Genomic DNA, 15155 nt, shown 5'->3' with positions numbered 1-15155 from the left:
GGGGAGCCATATGGCTGCCGAGAGCGAAAATACTGCCGCCGGCAATATCGATCTGGCGCCGACCAAGCCGCCGATATGGAACGACCCGGTCTATCGCGGCATCTTCTTCCAGGTCGTGGTCGTGGCCGCGGTTATCGGTTTCGGGATCTACATCACCAATAATACGATCGAGAATATGGCGGCCAGAGGCATATCCTCCGGCTTCGGATTTCTTGAGACCACGGCCGGTTTCGGGATCCTCATGTCGCTGGTCGATTGGAACGAGGAGATGACCTACGGGTGGGCCTTCGTCGTATCGATCCTGAACACGCTCCTGGTTTCGTTCATTGGCATAATCTTCGCCACTATTCTGGGCTTTATCATCGGTGTTGCGCGGCTGTCGGCGAATTGGCTGATCTCAAGAATGGCGATGGTCTATATCGAGATATTCCGCAATATTCCGCTTCTGCTGCAAATTTTCTTTTGGTATTTCGCCGTTTTGCGGGCGCTGCCGCAACCCCGGGACAGTGTTTCCGTCATGGGCGATTTCTTCCTCAACAACCGTGGTGTCTACGTTCCCAGGCCGATCCCGGAGGCCGGGTTCGATCTCGTATGGATTTCCTTTTTCGTCGGCATTGCGGCGACAATCGCCATCTCCAGGTGGGCGCGCAAACGGCAGGAGGCAACCGGCCAGCAGTTCCCGACGATTTGGGCCGGGCTGGCACTCATCATCGGGCTGCCGATCGCGGTGTCGGCCATCATGGGCTTTCCGCTTTCCTTCGAGTCGCCCGAATTGAAGGGGTTCAACTTCAAGGGCGGGCTCAACCTGATTCCGGAACTCGTGTCGCTCGTCCTGGCCTTGTCGATCTATACCGCATCGTTCATCGCAGAGATCGTTCGGGCCGGCATTCAGGCGGTGAGCCATGGCCAAACCGAGGCCGCGCGCTCGCTTGGCTTGCGGAATAGCTGGACGCTTCGCCTGGTCGTCATCCCTCAGGCGCTCCGGGTCATCATTCCGCCGCTGACCAGCCAATACCTGAATCTGACCAAGAATTCATCGCTGGCCGCGGCCATTGCCTATCCCGATCTGGTTCTGGTCTTTGCCGGAACGGTCTTGATGCAGACCGGGCAGGCGGTCGAGGTCATCGCCATGACGATGGCGGTCTACCTGACGATCAGCCTCGTCATTTCGATGTTCATGAACTGGTACAACAAGCGCATTGCGCTGGTGGAGCGATAGGATGACCGACACCACGTCGCAAAGCCATGAAGTAGGGCAACACCCGGACCTGCCGCCGCCGAAATCCACCGTCGGAATCGTCGGCTGGATGCGTTCGAACCTGTTCTCGAGCCCGCTGAATATCGCGCTGACGCTGATCGGGCTTTACCTGGTCTATATTATCGTTCCGCCGGTCGTGAACTGGGCATTCGTCTCGGCGGTCTTCAGTGGCGACACGCGGCACGTTTGCGATATGGGGCGTACCGCGGGTTCCCTCGGGGGCGCCTTCGACCGCATCGACTTCAACAACCTGGAAGACCCCAAATCGCAAAAGGCGATTCGCGAAAGCGGACAGTTTCTGGGGCAGTTCATCAAGGCGACCAGCGCGGAGGGTGCTTCCGTCCCGTCCGGCCTCGCCTCGATCCTCGAAAGTCGCGACCTCAACGCCCTAAAATCGGGTCTCGCCGAAGCGCTCAAAGCCGGGAACGTCGAAGCGGCCAAAGCCGATATCGCCACGCTTCAACCTATCACTTCGTGGGCCGCGGGCTACGACGGCGCGTGTTGGACCTTTATCGGCGTGTGGTTCAAACAGATCATCTACGGCCGCTATCCCGACGATCAATTGTGGCGCATCAATTTGGCTTTCCTCATTCTGATCGTTGTCGCCGCCCCGCTCTTCATCGAGCGAGTCAAGGGCAAGATCTGGATCGGCGCTTTCCTGCTGATCATCTATCCCGCCATCGCATATTATCTGTTCAGCGGGTTCGACCGCGCCGCGGTTAACGCTTGGCCACTACGATTGATGGGCATCACGGCCATAGCACTCGCGGTGCTGACGGCAATGCCCCATCTGCAGACCCTACGAGAACGATCCGGCTTGGTGGCGCTTATTTCGCTGGTCCTGGTCTCGTTGTGGGGTCTGTCGGCGGCCGCGACCTGGACCACCGGCACGCTCGGCGGCGCGCCCGGTTGGGCGGCGATCGTCGCAATTGTCTTGGCCGTTGGGCCGGCAATCGCCGTATTTCTGGGCCGTCTCGTACCGGGGTGGCGGGAGGGCCTTCATGACCGGTTCCTTCAGGTTACCATCATTGCGGCGGTGCTTACGTTCATCGGATTCACGCTACCGCTGCTGACTTGGAATGAGGTCGCCGGCCCGTCGCCGCCGTGGGTGATGGCGGTCGCGCCGGCTGCGCTTTGCTTTGCCGCAATCGCGCCATGGGGCTACGAACCCAGCGAAGCGGGGGCCCTCGGCAAATTGTCGTTGCTGCTGATGCCGGTCTATGTGGTGGTCGCCTACCTCGTCTTTGCCGGACCTCCGGATGCACTCAATTTCACCAGTCTCGATTGGAACTCCAATGCGCGCCCGATCCTTGGCGGTATTGCGACGGTGCTGCCCTTTGTTGAAACGCCGCTGTGGGGCGGGCTATTCCTGACCCTGGTGATTGCCGGCGTTGGTATCGTCGCCTCGCTGCCGATTGGTGTCGTGCTTGCCCTGGGCCGGCGCTCGAAGATGCCGATCGTCCGCGCGCTATGCGTGGCGTTCATCGAGCTCTGGAGAGGCGTTCCGCTAATCTCGGTGCTGTTCATGGCCTCGGTCATGTTCCCGCTGTTCTTGCCCGAAGGCATGAATTTCGACAAGCTGATCCGGGCTTTGATCGGCGTCGCGCTGTTTTCGTCGGCATATATGGCGGAGGTCGTGCGTGGCGGATTGCAGGCGATCCCGAAAGGCCAATACGAGGCGGCCCAAGCGCTCGGCCTGACCTTTTGGAAGAGTATGTCGCTGATCGTCCTGCCTCAGGCCTTGAAGCTCGTGATCCCCGGCATCGTGAACACCTTCATTGGGCTTTTCAAGGACACCACGTTGGTCCTGATCATTGGCCTGTTCGATCTGCTCGGCATGGTCCAGTTGGCGGCAACCAATCCGGACTGGCTGGGATATGCGCCGGAAGGCTATGTATTTGCCGGCCTTGGCTTCTGGATCTTCTGTTTCAGTATGTCGAGATACAGCCAGGCGATCGAACGTAAACTCCATACCGGCCATAAGCGCTAAGGAGGCGACCATGGCAGAAATCGAAACCGCGGTTGATACCAGCAAGATGCAAGTCCTGGACGAAGTCGCAATCGAACTGCGGCAAGTCCATAAGTGGTACGGCGACTTTCACGTCCTCAAGGACATCAACCTTCTCGTCAATCGCGGTGAGCGCATCGTAATTTGCGGCCCGTCCGGGTCGGGTAAGTCGACCATGATCCGCTGCATCAACCGCCTCGAGGAACACCAACGGGGACAGATCCTCGTCGACGGTATCGAGCTCACGGGCGATCTCAAGAATATCGAGCATATTCGCCGGGAAGTCGGCATGGTTTTCCAGCACTTCAATCTCTTTCCCCACCTTACCGTGCTCGACAATCTGACGCTGGCGCCGCTTTGGGTGCGCAAGATCCCCAAGGCGGAAGCGGAAGAAAGCGCCATGCTATACCTCGAGCGCGTGAAGATTCCCGAGCAGGCGAAGAAATATCCGGGGCAATTGTCCGGTGGGCAGCAACAGCGCGTCGCGATCGCCCGTTCATTGTGCATGAATCCGCGCATCATGCTGTTCGACGAACCGACGTCGGCGCTCGATCCGGAAATGATCGCCGAGGTTCTCGAAGTCATGGTCGGTCTCGCCGAAAGCGGCATGACCATGCTGTGCGTGACTCACGAAATGGGCTTCGCGCGCAAGGTCGCCAACCGGGTTATTTTCATGGACGAGGGCCAGATTATCGAAGAGAACGAGCCCGAAGAGTTCTTTAACAACCCGCAAAACGATCGCACCAAGCTGTTCCTCAGCCAGATCCTGTCGCACTAGAAATCGCTTCTGGCATTGGGTCGCGGCACACCGCGGCCCCTACCGCGATCTGATCGCCGCCGCATCGATCGCGCCGCGATCGTCGAACGCGCCGATAACGATCTTCGAAAACCGCCCGTCGCTTAGTCGTTGGGGTGTGAAATGTCAGCCGAAATGAGGCCGATATCCCGCGGGTCTTTCACCGCGCGATGTTTCTGGTCGTAAGGCACGAAACCGGCGCGCTGATAGGTCTGGATCGCCTTGGGGTGGTCAAAATTGCAGGTGTTGACGGTGAGGCGCCGCGGCTTGAGCGACCAAGCCGTCTCGATGATCACATTGAGAAAGTACCGACCAAGGCCCTGGCCGATGAACTCCGGAATCAGGCCGAAGAAGGCAAGGTCGATCTCGGGCAGGCGGCGGCGGTCCAATTCCGCGAAGCCGGCCGGCACGCCGTTCGCGTAAAGCACATACACATCGATCTTGTCATCTTCGATGATAGCGCGGAGCGCGTCGTCGGCGAGCGCACGTCGCTCCCACCATAGCCACGGTTCGCCGACCGTGTTGTAAAGATAACGATAGAAGGAAACCGTCGGTTCCTCGGCGCGCAGCAGCGCGAGCTTCCGGCCCGAAGGCATGATGACCGAAAGTTTCGGCGGGCCCGTCATTTCCAAATAGGTGATGACGAAATCGAGAATCCGCGGCTTTTTCGGTGAAGATGCCATCGTTCAATATTAGCCCGCGTGCGGGTCGACCAGCCAGCGCTGCATGACCGGGCACGGATTTTCGCCGTAGCCGAGGTGCCGGTAGAAATCCCGCACATCGAGGTTGGTTTTCCGGATCATCAGGTGAACCTTTCGAACACCGCGGGCCGACAACCATGATTCGGCGTGCCGGACCATCGCCCGGCCAAATCCGAAGCCGCGAAAATCCGGCGTCACCGCGAGATAGTAGAGCCAGCCACGGTGGCCATCCGATCCGGCCATGATCGACGCGCACACGGCGTCGTCCACCGTGCCGACGAACAGCGCGCTCGACGGCGTATCCATGCAAAGGGCGATGTCTGTTGCCGGCGGATTGTGCGAAACGACGAGTCCGCATCTTTGCCAAAGGTCGGCGACGGCGCCGAAATCGGTCGCGGCGTAGGGGCGAACGGTCAGCCGAGGTTCGACTGGGGATGCTTGTGCCCCACTAGCGGACATTAAGGCCGTCACCGTTTCCGTCACATGCCGTTGCGGGCGCTAGAATGCAAGGCTCGGGCGGCCCGGGCAAGCACCGATATCCGAGGCGGAGCAGCAAGCTAGGAAGCACCGGCATCGATGGGCGTATCGGGACGCCCGCCCCACTCGGTCCACGACCCGTCATAGACCGCGTTGTCCGTGTGTCCAATGAGATGCATGCCGAGGACCAAGATACACGCGGTAACGCCCGACCCGCAGGATGTGACCACAGGCCGTCCGAGGTCGAGGCCGGCGGCGGCGAATCGTGCCTTCAATTCATCGGCGGACAGGACGGTACCGGTCGTCGCGTCGAGAAGATCCCCATAGGGCAGATTGATACTGCCCGGGATGTGACCGCTACGGAGGTCGGCACGGGGTTCCGGCTCGCTGCCGTTGAAACGGCCAGCCGACCGAGCGTCAAGCAACTGCTCGCGGTCGCGGTCGATATTGACCCGCACCTGGTCGACGTGGCGAACCATCATATTATTGAGGCGCGCGGTAAAATGGCGTTCCTGCGGCGTCACCACGCCACTTTCGGTCGGTCGGCCTTCGGCCAGCCATTTGGGTAACCCACCATCGAGTACCGCGACGTCGTTATGGCCGAAAACCCGAAACATCCACCATACCCGTGCTGCACTGAACAGGCCGAGGGCGTCGTAGACGATGATTCGGTTGCCATCGCCAAGACCGAGCTTGCGCACCCGCGCCGAGAACTTCTCGGGCGCGGGCAGCATATGGGGTAACGCGCTGTCGGTGTCGGCGATCTCATCGATGTCGAAGAGCACGGCGCCAGGAATATGCGCCTCGACATATTCGGCGCGCGCATCCCGTTCCATGGCCGGCAGGAACCACGTCCCGTCGACGACCCGGACATCGGGGGCGGAAAGGTGGTGCGCCAGCCAGTCGGTTGAGACCAGGGATTCCGTATTACTGTATGGCATCAGACCGGACCCTACCTATTTTCATCGATTCATCCATGGCGGGATCGGCAGTCCCTTTTCGCGGAGAAAATCGGGATTGTACAATTTGCTGGCATAACGGGTCCCGTAGTCGCAGAGCACGGTGACGATCGTATGGCCCGGGCCCATCTGCTCGGCCAGTCGGATGGCGCCGGCCACATTGATCCCGGACGAGGTGCCGAGCACGAACCCTTCGTGCGCGTGGATGTCGAACAACACGTCGAGCGCCTCGGCGTCGGGTATCTGGAAGGCATCGTCGAGCGGCGCACCCTCGAGGTTCTTGGTCACGCGGCCTTGGCCGATGCCTTCGGTGATCGAACTGCCTTCCGATTTGAGCTCGCCGGTCTTGATCCACGAATAGATCGCCGCGCCCATCGGGTCGGCCGCCGCGGTAACGATGTCGGCGTTGCGTTCCTTGAGATGGGTCGCCACACCGGCCAGCGTACCGCCGGTGCCGACGGCACAAATAAAGCCGTCCACGGTGCCGTCGGTCTGCTCCCAGATTTCCGGGCCGGTGGTGCGGATGTGGCCGTCCCGATTGGCCACGTTGTCGAATTGATTGGCCCAGATGGCGCCATTGGCCTCGCTTGCGTTCAATTCCTCGGCGAGGCGGCCGGAGACGTGGACGTAGTTATTCGGGTCCTTGTAGGGCACCGCCGGAACCTCGCGCAAATCGGCCCCGCAGATACGCAGCATTTCCTTCTTTTCATCGGTTTGCGTCTCGGGAATGACGATGACGGTGCGGTAGCCGCGGGCATTGGCGACAAGCGCGAGTCCGATGCCGGTATTTCCCGCGGTGCCTTCCACAATGGTGCCCCCCGGCCGCAACAGCCCGCGATCTTCGGCGTCGGTTACGATGAACAGCGCGGCGCGGTCCTTCACGGAACCGCCCGGGTTAAGGAACTCCGCCTTACCGAGGATTTCGCAACCGGTTCGTTCCGATGGGCGTTTCAGGCGGATCAGGGGCGTCTGGCCGATGCTGCCGGTGAAGCTATCGCGAATGTCCATCGATTGGTCCTGCGGCGGGGCTGTTGGTGAGCGCTAAACTAAGGCGACAACCGGGGACGTTCAAGCATCCGCCTGGCGCAGCGTTTCCCGATTCGCAAACAACCATTGCAAGGCGATCAACGTCGACGCATCCCGAATGCCGGTCGACGAGATAATCTTCGGTAATTCGCTCACCGGTATCGGGATCACGCGGATGTCCTCGCCTTCGTGGTCGAGGCCATGAATACCGCCGGCGGCCGTCGCATCGACGCGCGCGCAGAAGAGCCGATTGAACTGTGTCGTCCCGCCGGGGCTGACGTAGAATTCGGCGATGGGCATCAGGTCGAGAGCATCAAGGCCGGTTTCCTCGTGGGTTTCTCGACGCGCCACATCGGCCGGATCCTCTCCGGTCTCGATGATTCCTGCGACGATTTCGAGAATCCATCCCGGATCGCCAGCGGCGTAGGCGCCGACGCGGAACTGTTCGATCAGAACGACACGGTCGAGGACCGGATCGTAGGGCAAGACCGCGACTGCGTGCCCGCGTTCGAAGACCTCGCGCACCAATGGTTTGCTCCATCCGCCCTCATGCAGCGTGTGACGAAGGCGATAGCGGTCGATACGAAAATAGCCGTCGAAGACTGTTTCCTTGGCGATGACTTCGACGCGGTCCTCGGTCATTCTGTTCCCCTGGATTTGGCGACGGCCAACCTAGCGAAGGCGCCGCCGCCCCGCCACGGCAATTTTCAGGGAGGACGTGAAGTGCCGACCCGTTCGGACAAACTCGAATTCGATGGCGCCCAGGGCGAACGCCTGGCCGCGCGCCTGGATCGTCCGGCCGGCCGGGCGCGGGCAACGGCCCTGTTCGCCCATTGCTTCACCTGCGGCAAGGATATTGCCGCCGCATCGCGCATCGCCGGCACCCTGGCAGCGAACGGATTCGCGGTGCTCCGTTTCGATTTCACCGGTCTCGGCCATAGCGAGGGCGAATTCGGCAATACCAATTTCACGTCCAACGTCGACGATCTGGTTGCCGCCGCCGACTATCTGCGCGCCCATCACGAGGCGCCGGCCCTGCTGATTGGACATTCGTTGGGCGGGGCGGCGATATTGGCCGCGGCCGGCCGGGTTCCCGAATGCCGCGCGGTGGCGACGATCGGCGCACCCGTGGACCCGGAACATGTCGCCCATCTGTTCGAAGGCAAGCGCGACGAAATCGAGCGCGAGGGTGAGGCCGAGGTATCCATGGCGGGCCGGCCGTTCCGCATCAAGAAGCAGTTCCTTGATGACATCAAGATGCATGACCAGCGAAAACGGATCGCCGATTTGCGCCGGCCATTGCTGATCTTTCACGCGCCGCGCGACGAGCTCGTCGGGATCGACAATGCGGGTGAAATATTCGCCGCCGCCAAGCACCCGAAGAGCTTCGTCTCGCTCGATGCCGCCGATCATCTGCTGACGCGAAAGCCGGATGCCGCCTACGTCGCCGATGTGCTCTCGGCGTGGGCGACGCGATACGTCGGCGCGGTCGAGGAAAGGGCGTTCGGCGCGCCGGCCGGCACCGTCATCGTCGCCGAAACCGGCGAGGGCGGTTATGCCAATGAGATCGCCGCCGGGCCGCATTATCTCCGCGCCGACGAACCGGCCAGCGTGGGCGGGCTCGATACCGGACCGGGGCCCTACGATCTGCTCTTGGCCGCGCTTGGGGCGTGCACGTCGATGACACTGCGGATGTATGCGGACCGCAAGAAATGGGCGCTTGATAAGGTCACCGTCACGCTGCGCCATGACAAGATCCACGCCGCCGACTGCGCCGATTGCGAGACCCGCGAGGGGCGAATCGATCATATCGAGCGGGAGCTTACCGTGGACGGCAATCTGAGTGCGGAGGAACGGTCACGCCTGTTGGAGATCGCCGATAAATGCCCGGTTCATCGCACGCTGAAATCGGAGATCAAGATCGATACTCGCTGGGTCGCTTCGGGCTAGCGCCAAAACGGGCCACTGGCGCCGACCGCGATATTGATCAGGCCGAGCGGCAGGTTGATCGAGATGATGCGGCGGATTTGGTTTAGAGATTCGGCGGCGGCGGGAACGTCTTGGCCATCGAGGGCGCGGCCGAGCGACCGGTAGGGGCCGGAATAGAGCACCAGGAAGAGTATCGTCATCAGCCAGGCGACGGCATGCATGATGGTGATCGGGAGCCCGGCCAGGTCGAACCCACCATAGAAGCCATAAACGAGGAAATAACCGGTGGCCAACAGCGCCAGCACGGTTGCCCAGACCCAGGGGAGGAAGAGGTCGAAGACGCCGCGCCACAGGGCGAGCCGTAGCGGAGGTTCGAGCGCACCGGCGGCGGGGCGCAGGCAGATATAGGCGAAGAACATGCCGCCGACCCACAGCGTCGCGGACAGGACATGGATGACTAGGGCCAAGGCGATCGACAATGTCATGGCGTGGTCTTTCGGCTGGTGACGTTGGCGACCTTAGCATTCCGATTGCGGTTTGGCGCTAATGGAAGTCGCGCGATCGCAAGCGGACGGTGCCACGGCGGAGCGGCGGCGGCCGCGTATCGCGACCGGGGTGAACGACCTCGTCGCCGGACAGATGGACCAGCCGCTCGGACAGGTCCTCGATCAGGTCGGCGACGACATGGATGACGATGCCTTCGCGCTGCATCTTGCCGGTGACCCGCATCAGCGTGGTGCCGATGACTTGGCGGCGGAAACGTTCGAAGATGGGTGGCCAAACGACGATATTGGCGACCCCGGTCTCGTCCTCAAGCGTGGCGAAGATGACGCCCTTGGCGCTACCCGGACGCTGGCGCACCAGAACCAGGCCGGCGACCCGGACCTTGTCGCCGTTCTGAAGGTGCATCAGCCGTGCCGCCGGAATCACTCCTTCGCGGGCCAGGTCATGGCGCAACAGGGCAATCGGGTGCGCCTTGAGCGTCAGGCGCAGGGCGGCGTAGTCGTTCATCACCTGTTCGCCCAACGGCATGTCGGGCAGCGCGACGGGTTGATCGGCCCCGCGGTCGTCCTCCTGGGCGGCGGCGAACAGGGGCAGGGGCGCCGGCCCGAGCGCGCGAATCTCCCACCAGGCGTCGCGGCGGGCGAGGTCCATCGAGCCGAAAGCGTCGGCGCGGGCCAGCGCCTCGAGCGATTGCGGCGTCACGCCGGCGCGCCGCCACAGGGTGCGAATGTCGGGATAGCCGTTGCCGCGGGCGGCGATCAGCTTCTCGACCTCTGTTTCCTTGAGACCCTTGACCTGGCGCAGGCCGAGGCGCAACGCCATCGATCCTTCATGGGCCGGCTCCAGGCTATGATCCCAGGTGCTGATATTGACGTCGGCCGGGCGCACCTCGACGCCGTGGTCGCGGGCGTCGCGCACGATCTGCGCCGGGGCGTAGAAGCCCATCGGCTGGCTGTTGAGCAGGGCGCAGGCGAAGACCGCCGGGTAGTGGCATTTTAGCCAGGCCGAGACATAGACCAGGAGGGCGAAACTGGCGGCATGGCTTTCGGGAAAGCCGTACTCGCCGAAGCCCTCGATCTGATTGAAGCAGCGGTGTGCGAAATCCTCGTCGTAGCTGCGGGCGACCATGCCCGCGACCAGCTTTTCACGAAAGGTATGGATCTGTCCCGTCTTCTTGAAAGTCGCCATGGCACGGCGCAGCCGGTCGGCCTCGGCCGGGGTGAAGCCGGCGCCGACGATGGCGATGCGCATCGCCTGTTCTTGAAACAGCGGCACGCCCAGGGTCTTGCCCAACACCTGGCGTAGTTCTTCGGAGGGATAGTCGACCTTTTCTTCGCCATGGCGGCGGCGTAGGTAGGGGTGGACCATATCGCCCTGGATCGGTCCCGGGCGAACGATGGCAACCTCGATCACCAAGTCATAGAAGGCGCGGGGCTTGAGCCGCGGCAGCATCGTCATCTGGGCGCGGCTTTCGACTTGGAAGACACCGATCGAGTCGGCTTTGCACAGCATGTCGTAGACCGCCGGATCCTCAGCCGGGACGGTGGCCAAGCTATAGCGCTTGTCGTAATGGCGTTCGATCAGGTCGAAGGCCTTGCGTATGCAGGTCAGCATACCGAGCCCGAGAACGTCGATTTTTAGCATGCCGGCGGCGTCGAGATCGTCTTTGTCCCATTGGATGACGGTGCGGTCCTCCATCGCCGCGTTTTCGATCGGGACCATTTCATCGAGCGGCTCCTTGGTGATGACGAAACCGCCGACATGCTGCGACAGGTGACGGGGGAAACCGATCAGCTCGCGGGCCAAGCCTAGCGCCAGATGCAGGTTGCGTTCGCCGGGATCGAGGCCGATCTCGCGGACATAGTCGTCGTCGATGCCTTCCTTGCTCCAGCCCCAGACCGACTTCGACAGAGCGCCCACCGTATCCTGGGACAGGCCCATAACCTTGCCGACCTCGCGGATCGCGCTTTTCGCGCGGTAGGAGATGACGGTCGCCGCCAGTCCGGCACGGTCGCGGCCGTATTTGCCATAGATGTACTGGATCACCTCCTCGCGCCGCTCGTGCTCGAAATCGACGTCGATGTCGGGCGGCTCGTTGCGCTCGGCGCTGACGAAGCGCTCGAACAGAAGGTCGAGACGGCTGGGATCGACGGCGGTGATGCCGAGGCAGTAGCAGATGGCGGAGTTGGCCGCCGAGCCCCGTCCCTGGCAGAGGATGCCGTTGTCGCGGGCGAAGCGGACGATGTCGTGAACGGTGAGGAAGTAGGGCGCGTAGTCGAGCTCGCCGATGAGCGTCAATTCGTGCTCGATCATGGTCCGGACCTTGGCCGGCACCTCGGCGCCGAAGCGGGCGCGGGCACCGGCCCATGTCAGCCGCTCCAGCGCGGCCTGCGGGGAGCCGTCCTCCGGGGCCGGATCGACGGGATATTCATAGCGCAGCTCGTCGAGCGAAAAGCGGCAGCGGTCGGCGATTTCGATCGTGCGGGCGATCGCCTCGGGATGGTCGCCGAACAGCCGCGTCATTTCCGCCGCCGGTTTGATATGGCGCTCGCCATTGGCGTGCAGGCGATAGCCGGCCTGCGCGATGGTGCAGCCTTCACGGATGCAGGTCAGCACGTCCTGCAATAGCCGCCGCGCCCGGCTGTGGGCATGGACATCGTTGGTCGCCACCAGCGGCGTGTCGGCAGCAACGGCAAGGTCGGCCAGGCGGGCTATGCGCGCATGGTCACGGGGGCCGTAGGGAGCACTCGCGCTCAAATAAAGTTTTGAGTTAATTTTATCTTTTACTGCTTTGATTTCAGTTAATTCTATATCTTGATCTTGGGGCGGGACGAGGATCAGAACCTGACCATCACGATGATCGGCGAGGTCAGCCAGGGTGAGGTGACAATCGCCCTTCGGTGCGCGCCGCCGGCCCAGGGTGAGGAGCCGCGTAAGACGGCCATAGGCGGCGCGGTCGGTGGGAAAGCAGAGCAGGCTGGGAGCATCTTGCAGGTCGAGGCGGGTGCCAACGATTAGCCGCATGCCGACCTCATTGGCGGCGGCATGGGCGCGGACGATTCCGGCCAGGCTGTTGCGGTCGGTCAGGGCAATGGCGTGAAGACCATTGGTCCGTGCCGCGGCGACCAGTTCCTGGGGGTGGGAGGCGCCGCGCAGGAAGCTGAAATTGCTGGTGACCTGAAGTTCGGCATAGGCGGTCATGCTCTGGGCGGCCCCGCCGTCAGGTGAACAATCCATGCAGGAACCACTGGGGCGGGGTGTCGGGCCGGTAGAGCCCGGCGCGATAGAGCCACAACCGACGTCCGTCGCGATCCTCGACGCGGTAATAGTCGCGCGTCGGACTGCGTTCCAGCCACCATTCGGGGGCGATGCGCTCCGGCCCGGCAGCATGGCGGACCCGCAGCATCTGCCGTCGCCAGCGGATCAGCGCCGGCGGACCCTCGGGGATGCTGGCCACCACATCGACCGGCTCGGGCCGGGCGAACAGGCGGAGCGGCCGTGGCAGATCGCGTCGCCAGCCGAGCGTCGCTCCGCCTTGCGCCGCAAAAACGGGCCGCGGCATGACGGCGCGTTCGGGAATGTGGCTTTCGGCCGGATCGTGGCGGAAGACATGGTCTGTGCCGAGGCGGTTGGCGAGGCGATCGACGAGGGCGGCGATCTCGTGGTGGGTGGCCCGCGAGGGGAGATTGCCGTTGTCGAGGGAAAGCTGGTCGGCGGCGAAGGGGGAGACCGTTGGCGCGGCCAGGAGTGCGGCCTCGATCTCGGTCCCTGGACATGCCGATTCTTCCATCTGCCGTGCCAGGGGCTCGGCAAACAGGCGGGCCAGGTGGCCGCGGTCGCGGGTCGCGGCACTGGTGCCGATGGCGAGACGGATCACACCGCCGCCGGTCTGAAACAACGCCAGTTCAAGCCGGCGCACGCCGCGATGCGTCTGTTCGAGCTGACGGCACAGATCGGCCAGCAGATGGTCGAGCGCATAGGCGATGTCCTCGGTCCGGGTGACGGGGTCGGTGAAGACGAGGCGGGCACGCAGCGCCGGCGCGGGCCGGCGGGGCGAGATCGGCTCGCCGATGGTGCCATAGGCTTGGTCGAGGCGGCGGCCCGGTTCGGTGCCGAAGCGCGCGGCGAGAGCGGCGCGCGGCAGGGCGGCAAGCTCACCGACACGCTTGAGACCGAGACGGTCCAGAGTATCGGTGGTGGCGGGGTCGAGCCTCAGCCCTGCGACCGGCAATCCGGCGAGGGTGCTGGGGCCGCCATTGGGCGGCACGACACGGTCATCGGCGCGGCCATAGCGGGCGACGGCCCAAGCCGCGCCGGGCGTGTCGGCGAGGGCGCCCCGGGCGGCAAAGCCGAAGCCGTGAAGACGAGCGGTGATCCCGTCGAGCAAAGCCGCTTCGCCGCCGAAGAGGTGGGCGCAGCCGGTGATGTCGAGAAACAAGCCGTCGCCTCCGCTGCCGACGAACGGCGTATAGCGATCGCACCAATCGGCGACGGCGGCGAGGGCTCTGCGATCCTCTGCCGGAGCATCGTCGACGACCCGCAGGCCGGGTATCATGGCACGGCCATCGGCGACCTTGAGGCCGGGATGGATGCCGTCTGCTTGGGCGGCGGCGTTGGCGGCGCGGATGACCAGCGCGCCGTTCTCGACCGCCGCCGTGACCAGAGGTTCAGCCCGCCAATCGGGATGCGCGCGGCAGATCCGGTCGGTCGACAGTGTCGGCAGCCAAAGCGAGATCACCCGTCTCATCGCACCACTCCACAAGCCAGTTTCCGGGGGTGCCGCCGCGACACCGGTCGAGATCGAGATGCCAGCGCGGGAGATCGCGGGGGGAAGACGGTACGCTGGCGACCTGCCACCGGGTCGCGGCGGCGACGGGAGAATCGGACATTCGGGTACGGCGCAACAGGAAAGCGGTGACGCCATTGGCCTCGGCGGCCAATTGCAGGCGGCGGCTGGCGGTGAGATCGACGGCACCGGTCTCGGCCACCACGGCGGCCAAGGCAGGGGTACGCAGCCCTTCCTCGGCGGCCCACAATAGGTCTCGGTCCCTGTCGGCACGGGCGAACACGATTCGGCCGGGATCGAGTCCAAAACGCGCAAGCCCATGGCCATAGGGCGCCGCCGTGTCTCCGCCAAGCGGGCGGAATACCCACAGCACCGGTCCCGCCATGGCGCCCAGTCGCGCCAACAGGGCGGCGCAGAACCCGCTGGCGGCGCCGTCGAGGGGATCGAGACCAAGAATGTCGTGCACCGCACCGCGCGCCAGACCACCCCAGGGCAGGTGACGATCGATGGCGGCAAGGCCAAGGCGGATCGGTGGCGGACCTGTACCGTCGAAGCCGCACCCCTCGAGACGCGCAATCGTCGCCCGCAAGGCGGCGGGCGATTCGTTTGAGCGGAGTTGAGACTGGGTCTCCATCGTGGATCTCGTTATTTGTTCTTGTTTTGTTCTAATTGAGTGCCTTCATGGAGTCAACCGGAGATTGGAGACCGGCC

At 63.4% G+C, this 15155-nt stretch carries 13 protein-coding genes; 4 read left to right on the top strand and 9 right to left on the bottom strand.

What is annotated here, in order from left to right:
- Window positions 1–10: 10 nt before the first annotated feature.
- The 3 genes from GY791_06955 to GY791_06945 all read left to right on the top strand — a co-directional run bounded on the left by GY791_06955 (window position 11) and on the right by GY791_06945 (window position 4044).
- Window positions 11–1219: an amino acid ABC transporter permease gene (locus GY791_06955; GenBank protein MCP4328158.1), complete on the top strand. Its 1209-nt coding sequence runs from the start codon at window positions 11–13 to the stop codon at window positions 1217–1219.
- An 820-nt stretch (window positions 1220–2039) separates the two neighbouring features.
- Window positions 2040–3248, top strand: coding sequence for an amino acid ABC transporter permease (locus GY791_06950; protein ID MCP4328157.1), 1209 nt, complete (start codon window positions 2040–2042; stop codon window positions 3246–3248).
- Window positions 3249–3258: 10 nt separating this feature from the next.
- Complete coding sequence (locus GY791_06945; GenBank protein ID MCP4328156.1) at window positions 3259–4044, top strand: amino acid ABC transporter ATP-binding protein; 786 nt, start codon at window positions 3259–3261, stop codon at window positions 4042–4044.
- Window positions 4045–4166: 122 nt separating this feature from the next.
- Here the strand turns inward: GY791_06945 and GY791_06940 are convergent, their stop codons facing one another.
- The 5 genes from GY791_06940 to GY791_06920 all read right to left on the bottom strand — a co-directional run bounded on the left by GY791_06940 (window position 4167) and on the right by GY791_06920 (window position 7867).
- A complete protein-coding gene (locus GY791_06940) occupies window positions 4167–4745 on the bottom strand; it encodes a GNAT family N-acetyltransferase (GenBank protein ID MCP4328155.1) in 579 nt (192 codons plus the stop codon).
- Window positions 4746–4754: 9 nt separating this feature from the next.
- A complete protein-coding gene (locus tag GY791_06935; GenBank protein ID MCP4328154.1) occupies window positions 4755–5222 on the bottom strand; it encodes a GNAT family acetyltransferase in 468 nt (155 codons plus the stop codon).
- Between the two features lie 98 nt (window positions 5223–5320).
- On the bottom strand, window positions 5321–6181 hold the full coding sequence (gene sseA / locus GY791_06930; GenBank protein ID MCP4328153.1) for a 3-mercaptopyruvate sulfurtransferase: 861 nt from the start codon (window positions 6179–6181) through the stop codon (window positions 5321–5323).
- Window positions 6182–6202: 21 nt separating this feature from the next.
- Window positions 6203–7207 (bottom strand): cysteine synthase A, encoded by a 1005-nt coding sequence (locus GY791_06925; GenBank protein MCP4328152.1) that lies wholly within the window; start codon window positions 7205–7207, stop codon window positions 6203–6205.
- A 60-nt stretch (window positions 7208–7267) separates the two neighbouring features.
- Complete coding sequence (locus GY791_06920; GenBank protein ID MCP4328151.1) at window positions 7268–7867, bottom strand: NUDIX domain-containing protein; 600 nt, start codon at window positions 7865–7867, stop codon at window positions 7268–7270.
- Between GY791_06920 and GY791_06915 the strand changes: the two genes are divergently transcribed.
- Entirely contained in the window at window positions 7775–9175 is a 1401-nt protein-coding gene (locus tag GY791_06915) for an alpha/beta fold hydrolase (GenBank protein ID MCP4328150.1), read from the top strand. The two genes, GY791_06920 and GY791_06915, sit on opposite strands and share 93 nt — an antisense overlap.
- Here the strand turns inward: GY791_06915 and GY791_06910 are convergent.
- The 4 genes from GY791_06910 to GY791_06895 are packed head-to-tail and all read right to left on the bottom strand — an operon-like array spanning window position 9172 to window position 15078.
- Window positions 9172–9639 carry a hypothetical protein gene (locus GY791_06910; GenBank protein ID MCP4328149.1) on the bottom strand — a complete coding sequence of 156 codons (468 nt, stop codon included), beginning with the start codon at window positions 9637–9639 and terminating at the stop codon, window positions 9172–9174. The genes GY791_06915 and GY791_06910 overlap by 4 nt on opposite strands.
- Window positions 9640–9697: 58 nt before the next feature.
- Window positions 9698–12859: an error-prone DNA polymerase gene (locus tag GY791_06905; GenBank protein MCP4328148.1), complete on the bottom strand. Its 3162-nt coding sequence runs from the start codon at window positions 12857–12859 to the stop codon at window positions 9698–9700.
- Between the two features lie 19 nt (window positions 12860–12878).
- Window positions 12879–14405, bottom strand: a complete 1527-nt coding sequence (locus GY791_06900; GenBank protein ID MCP4328147.1) for a DNA polymerase Y family protein — start codon at window positions 14403–14405, stop codon at window positions 12879–12881.
- Window positions 14326–15078, bottom strand: coding sequence for a hypothetical protein (locus tag GY791_06895; GenBank protein MCP4328146.1), 753 nt, complete (start codon window positions 15076–15078; stop codon window positions 14326–14328). Before GY791_06895 ends, GY791_06900 begins: the two co-directional genes overlap by 80 nt.
- Window positions 15079–15155 lie beyond the last annotated feature (77 nt).

This window comes from Alphaproteobacteria bacterium, from assembly GCA_024244705.1.
Classification (GTDB): domain Bacteria; phylum Pseudomonadota; class Alphaproteobacteria; order JAAEOK01; family JAAEOK01; genus JAAEOK01.
Note: the sequence above shows the minus strand (reverse complement) of the source record. Positions and strands in the feature narration are given on the sequence as shown.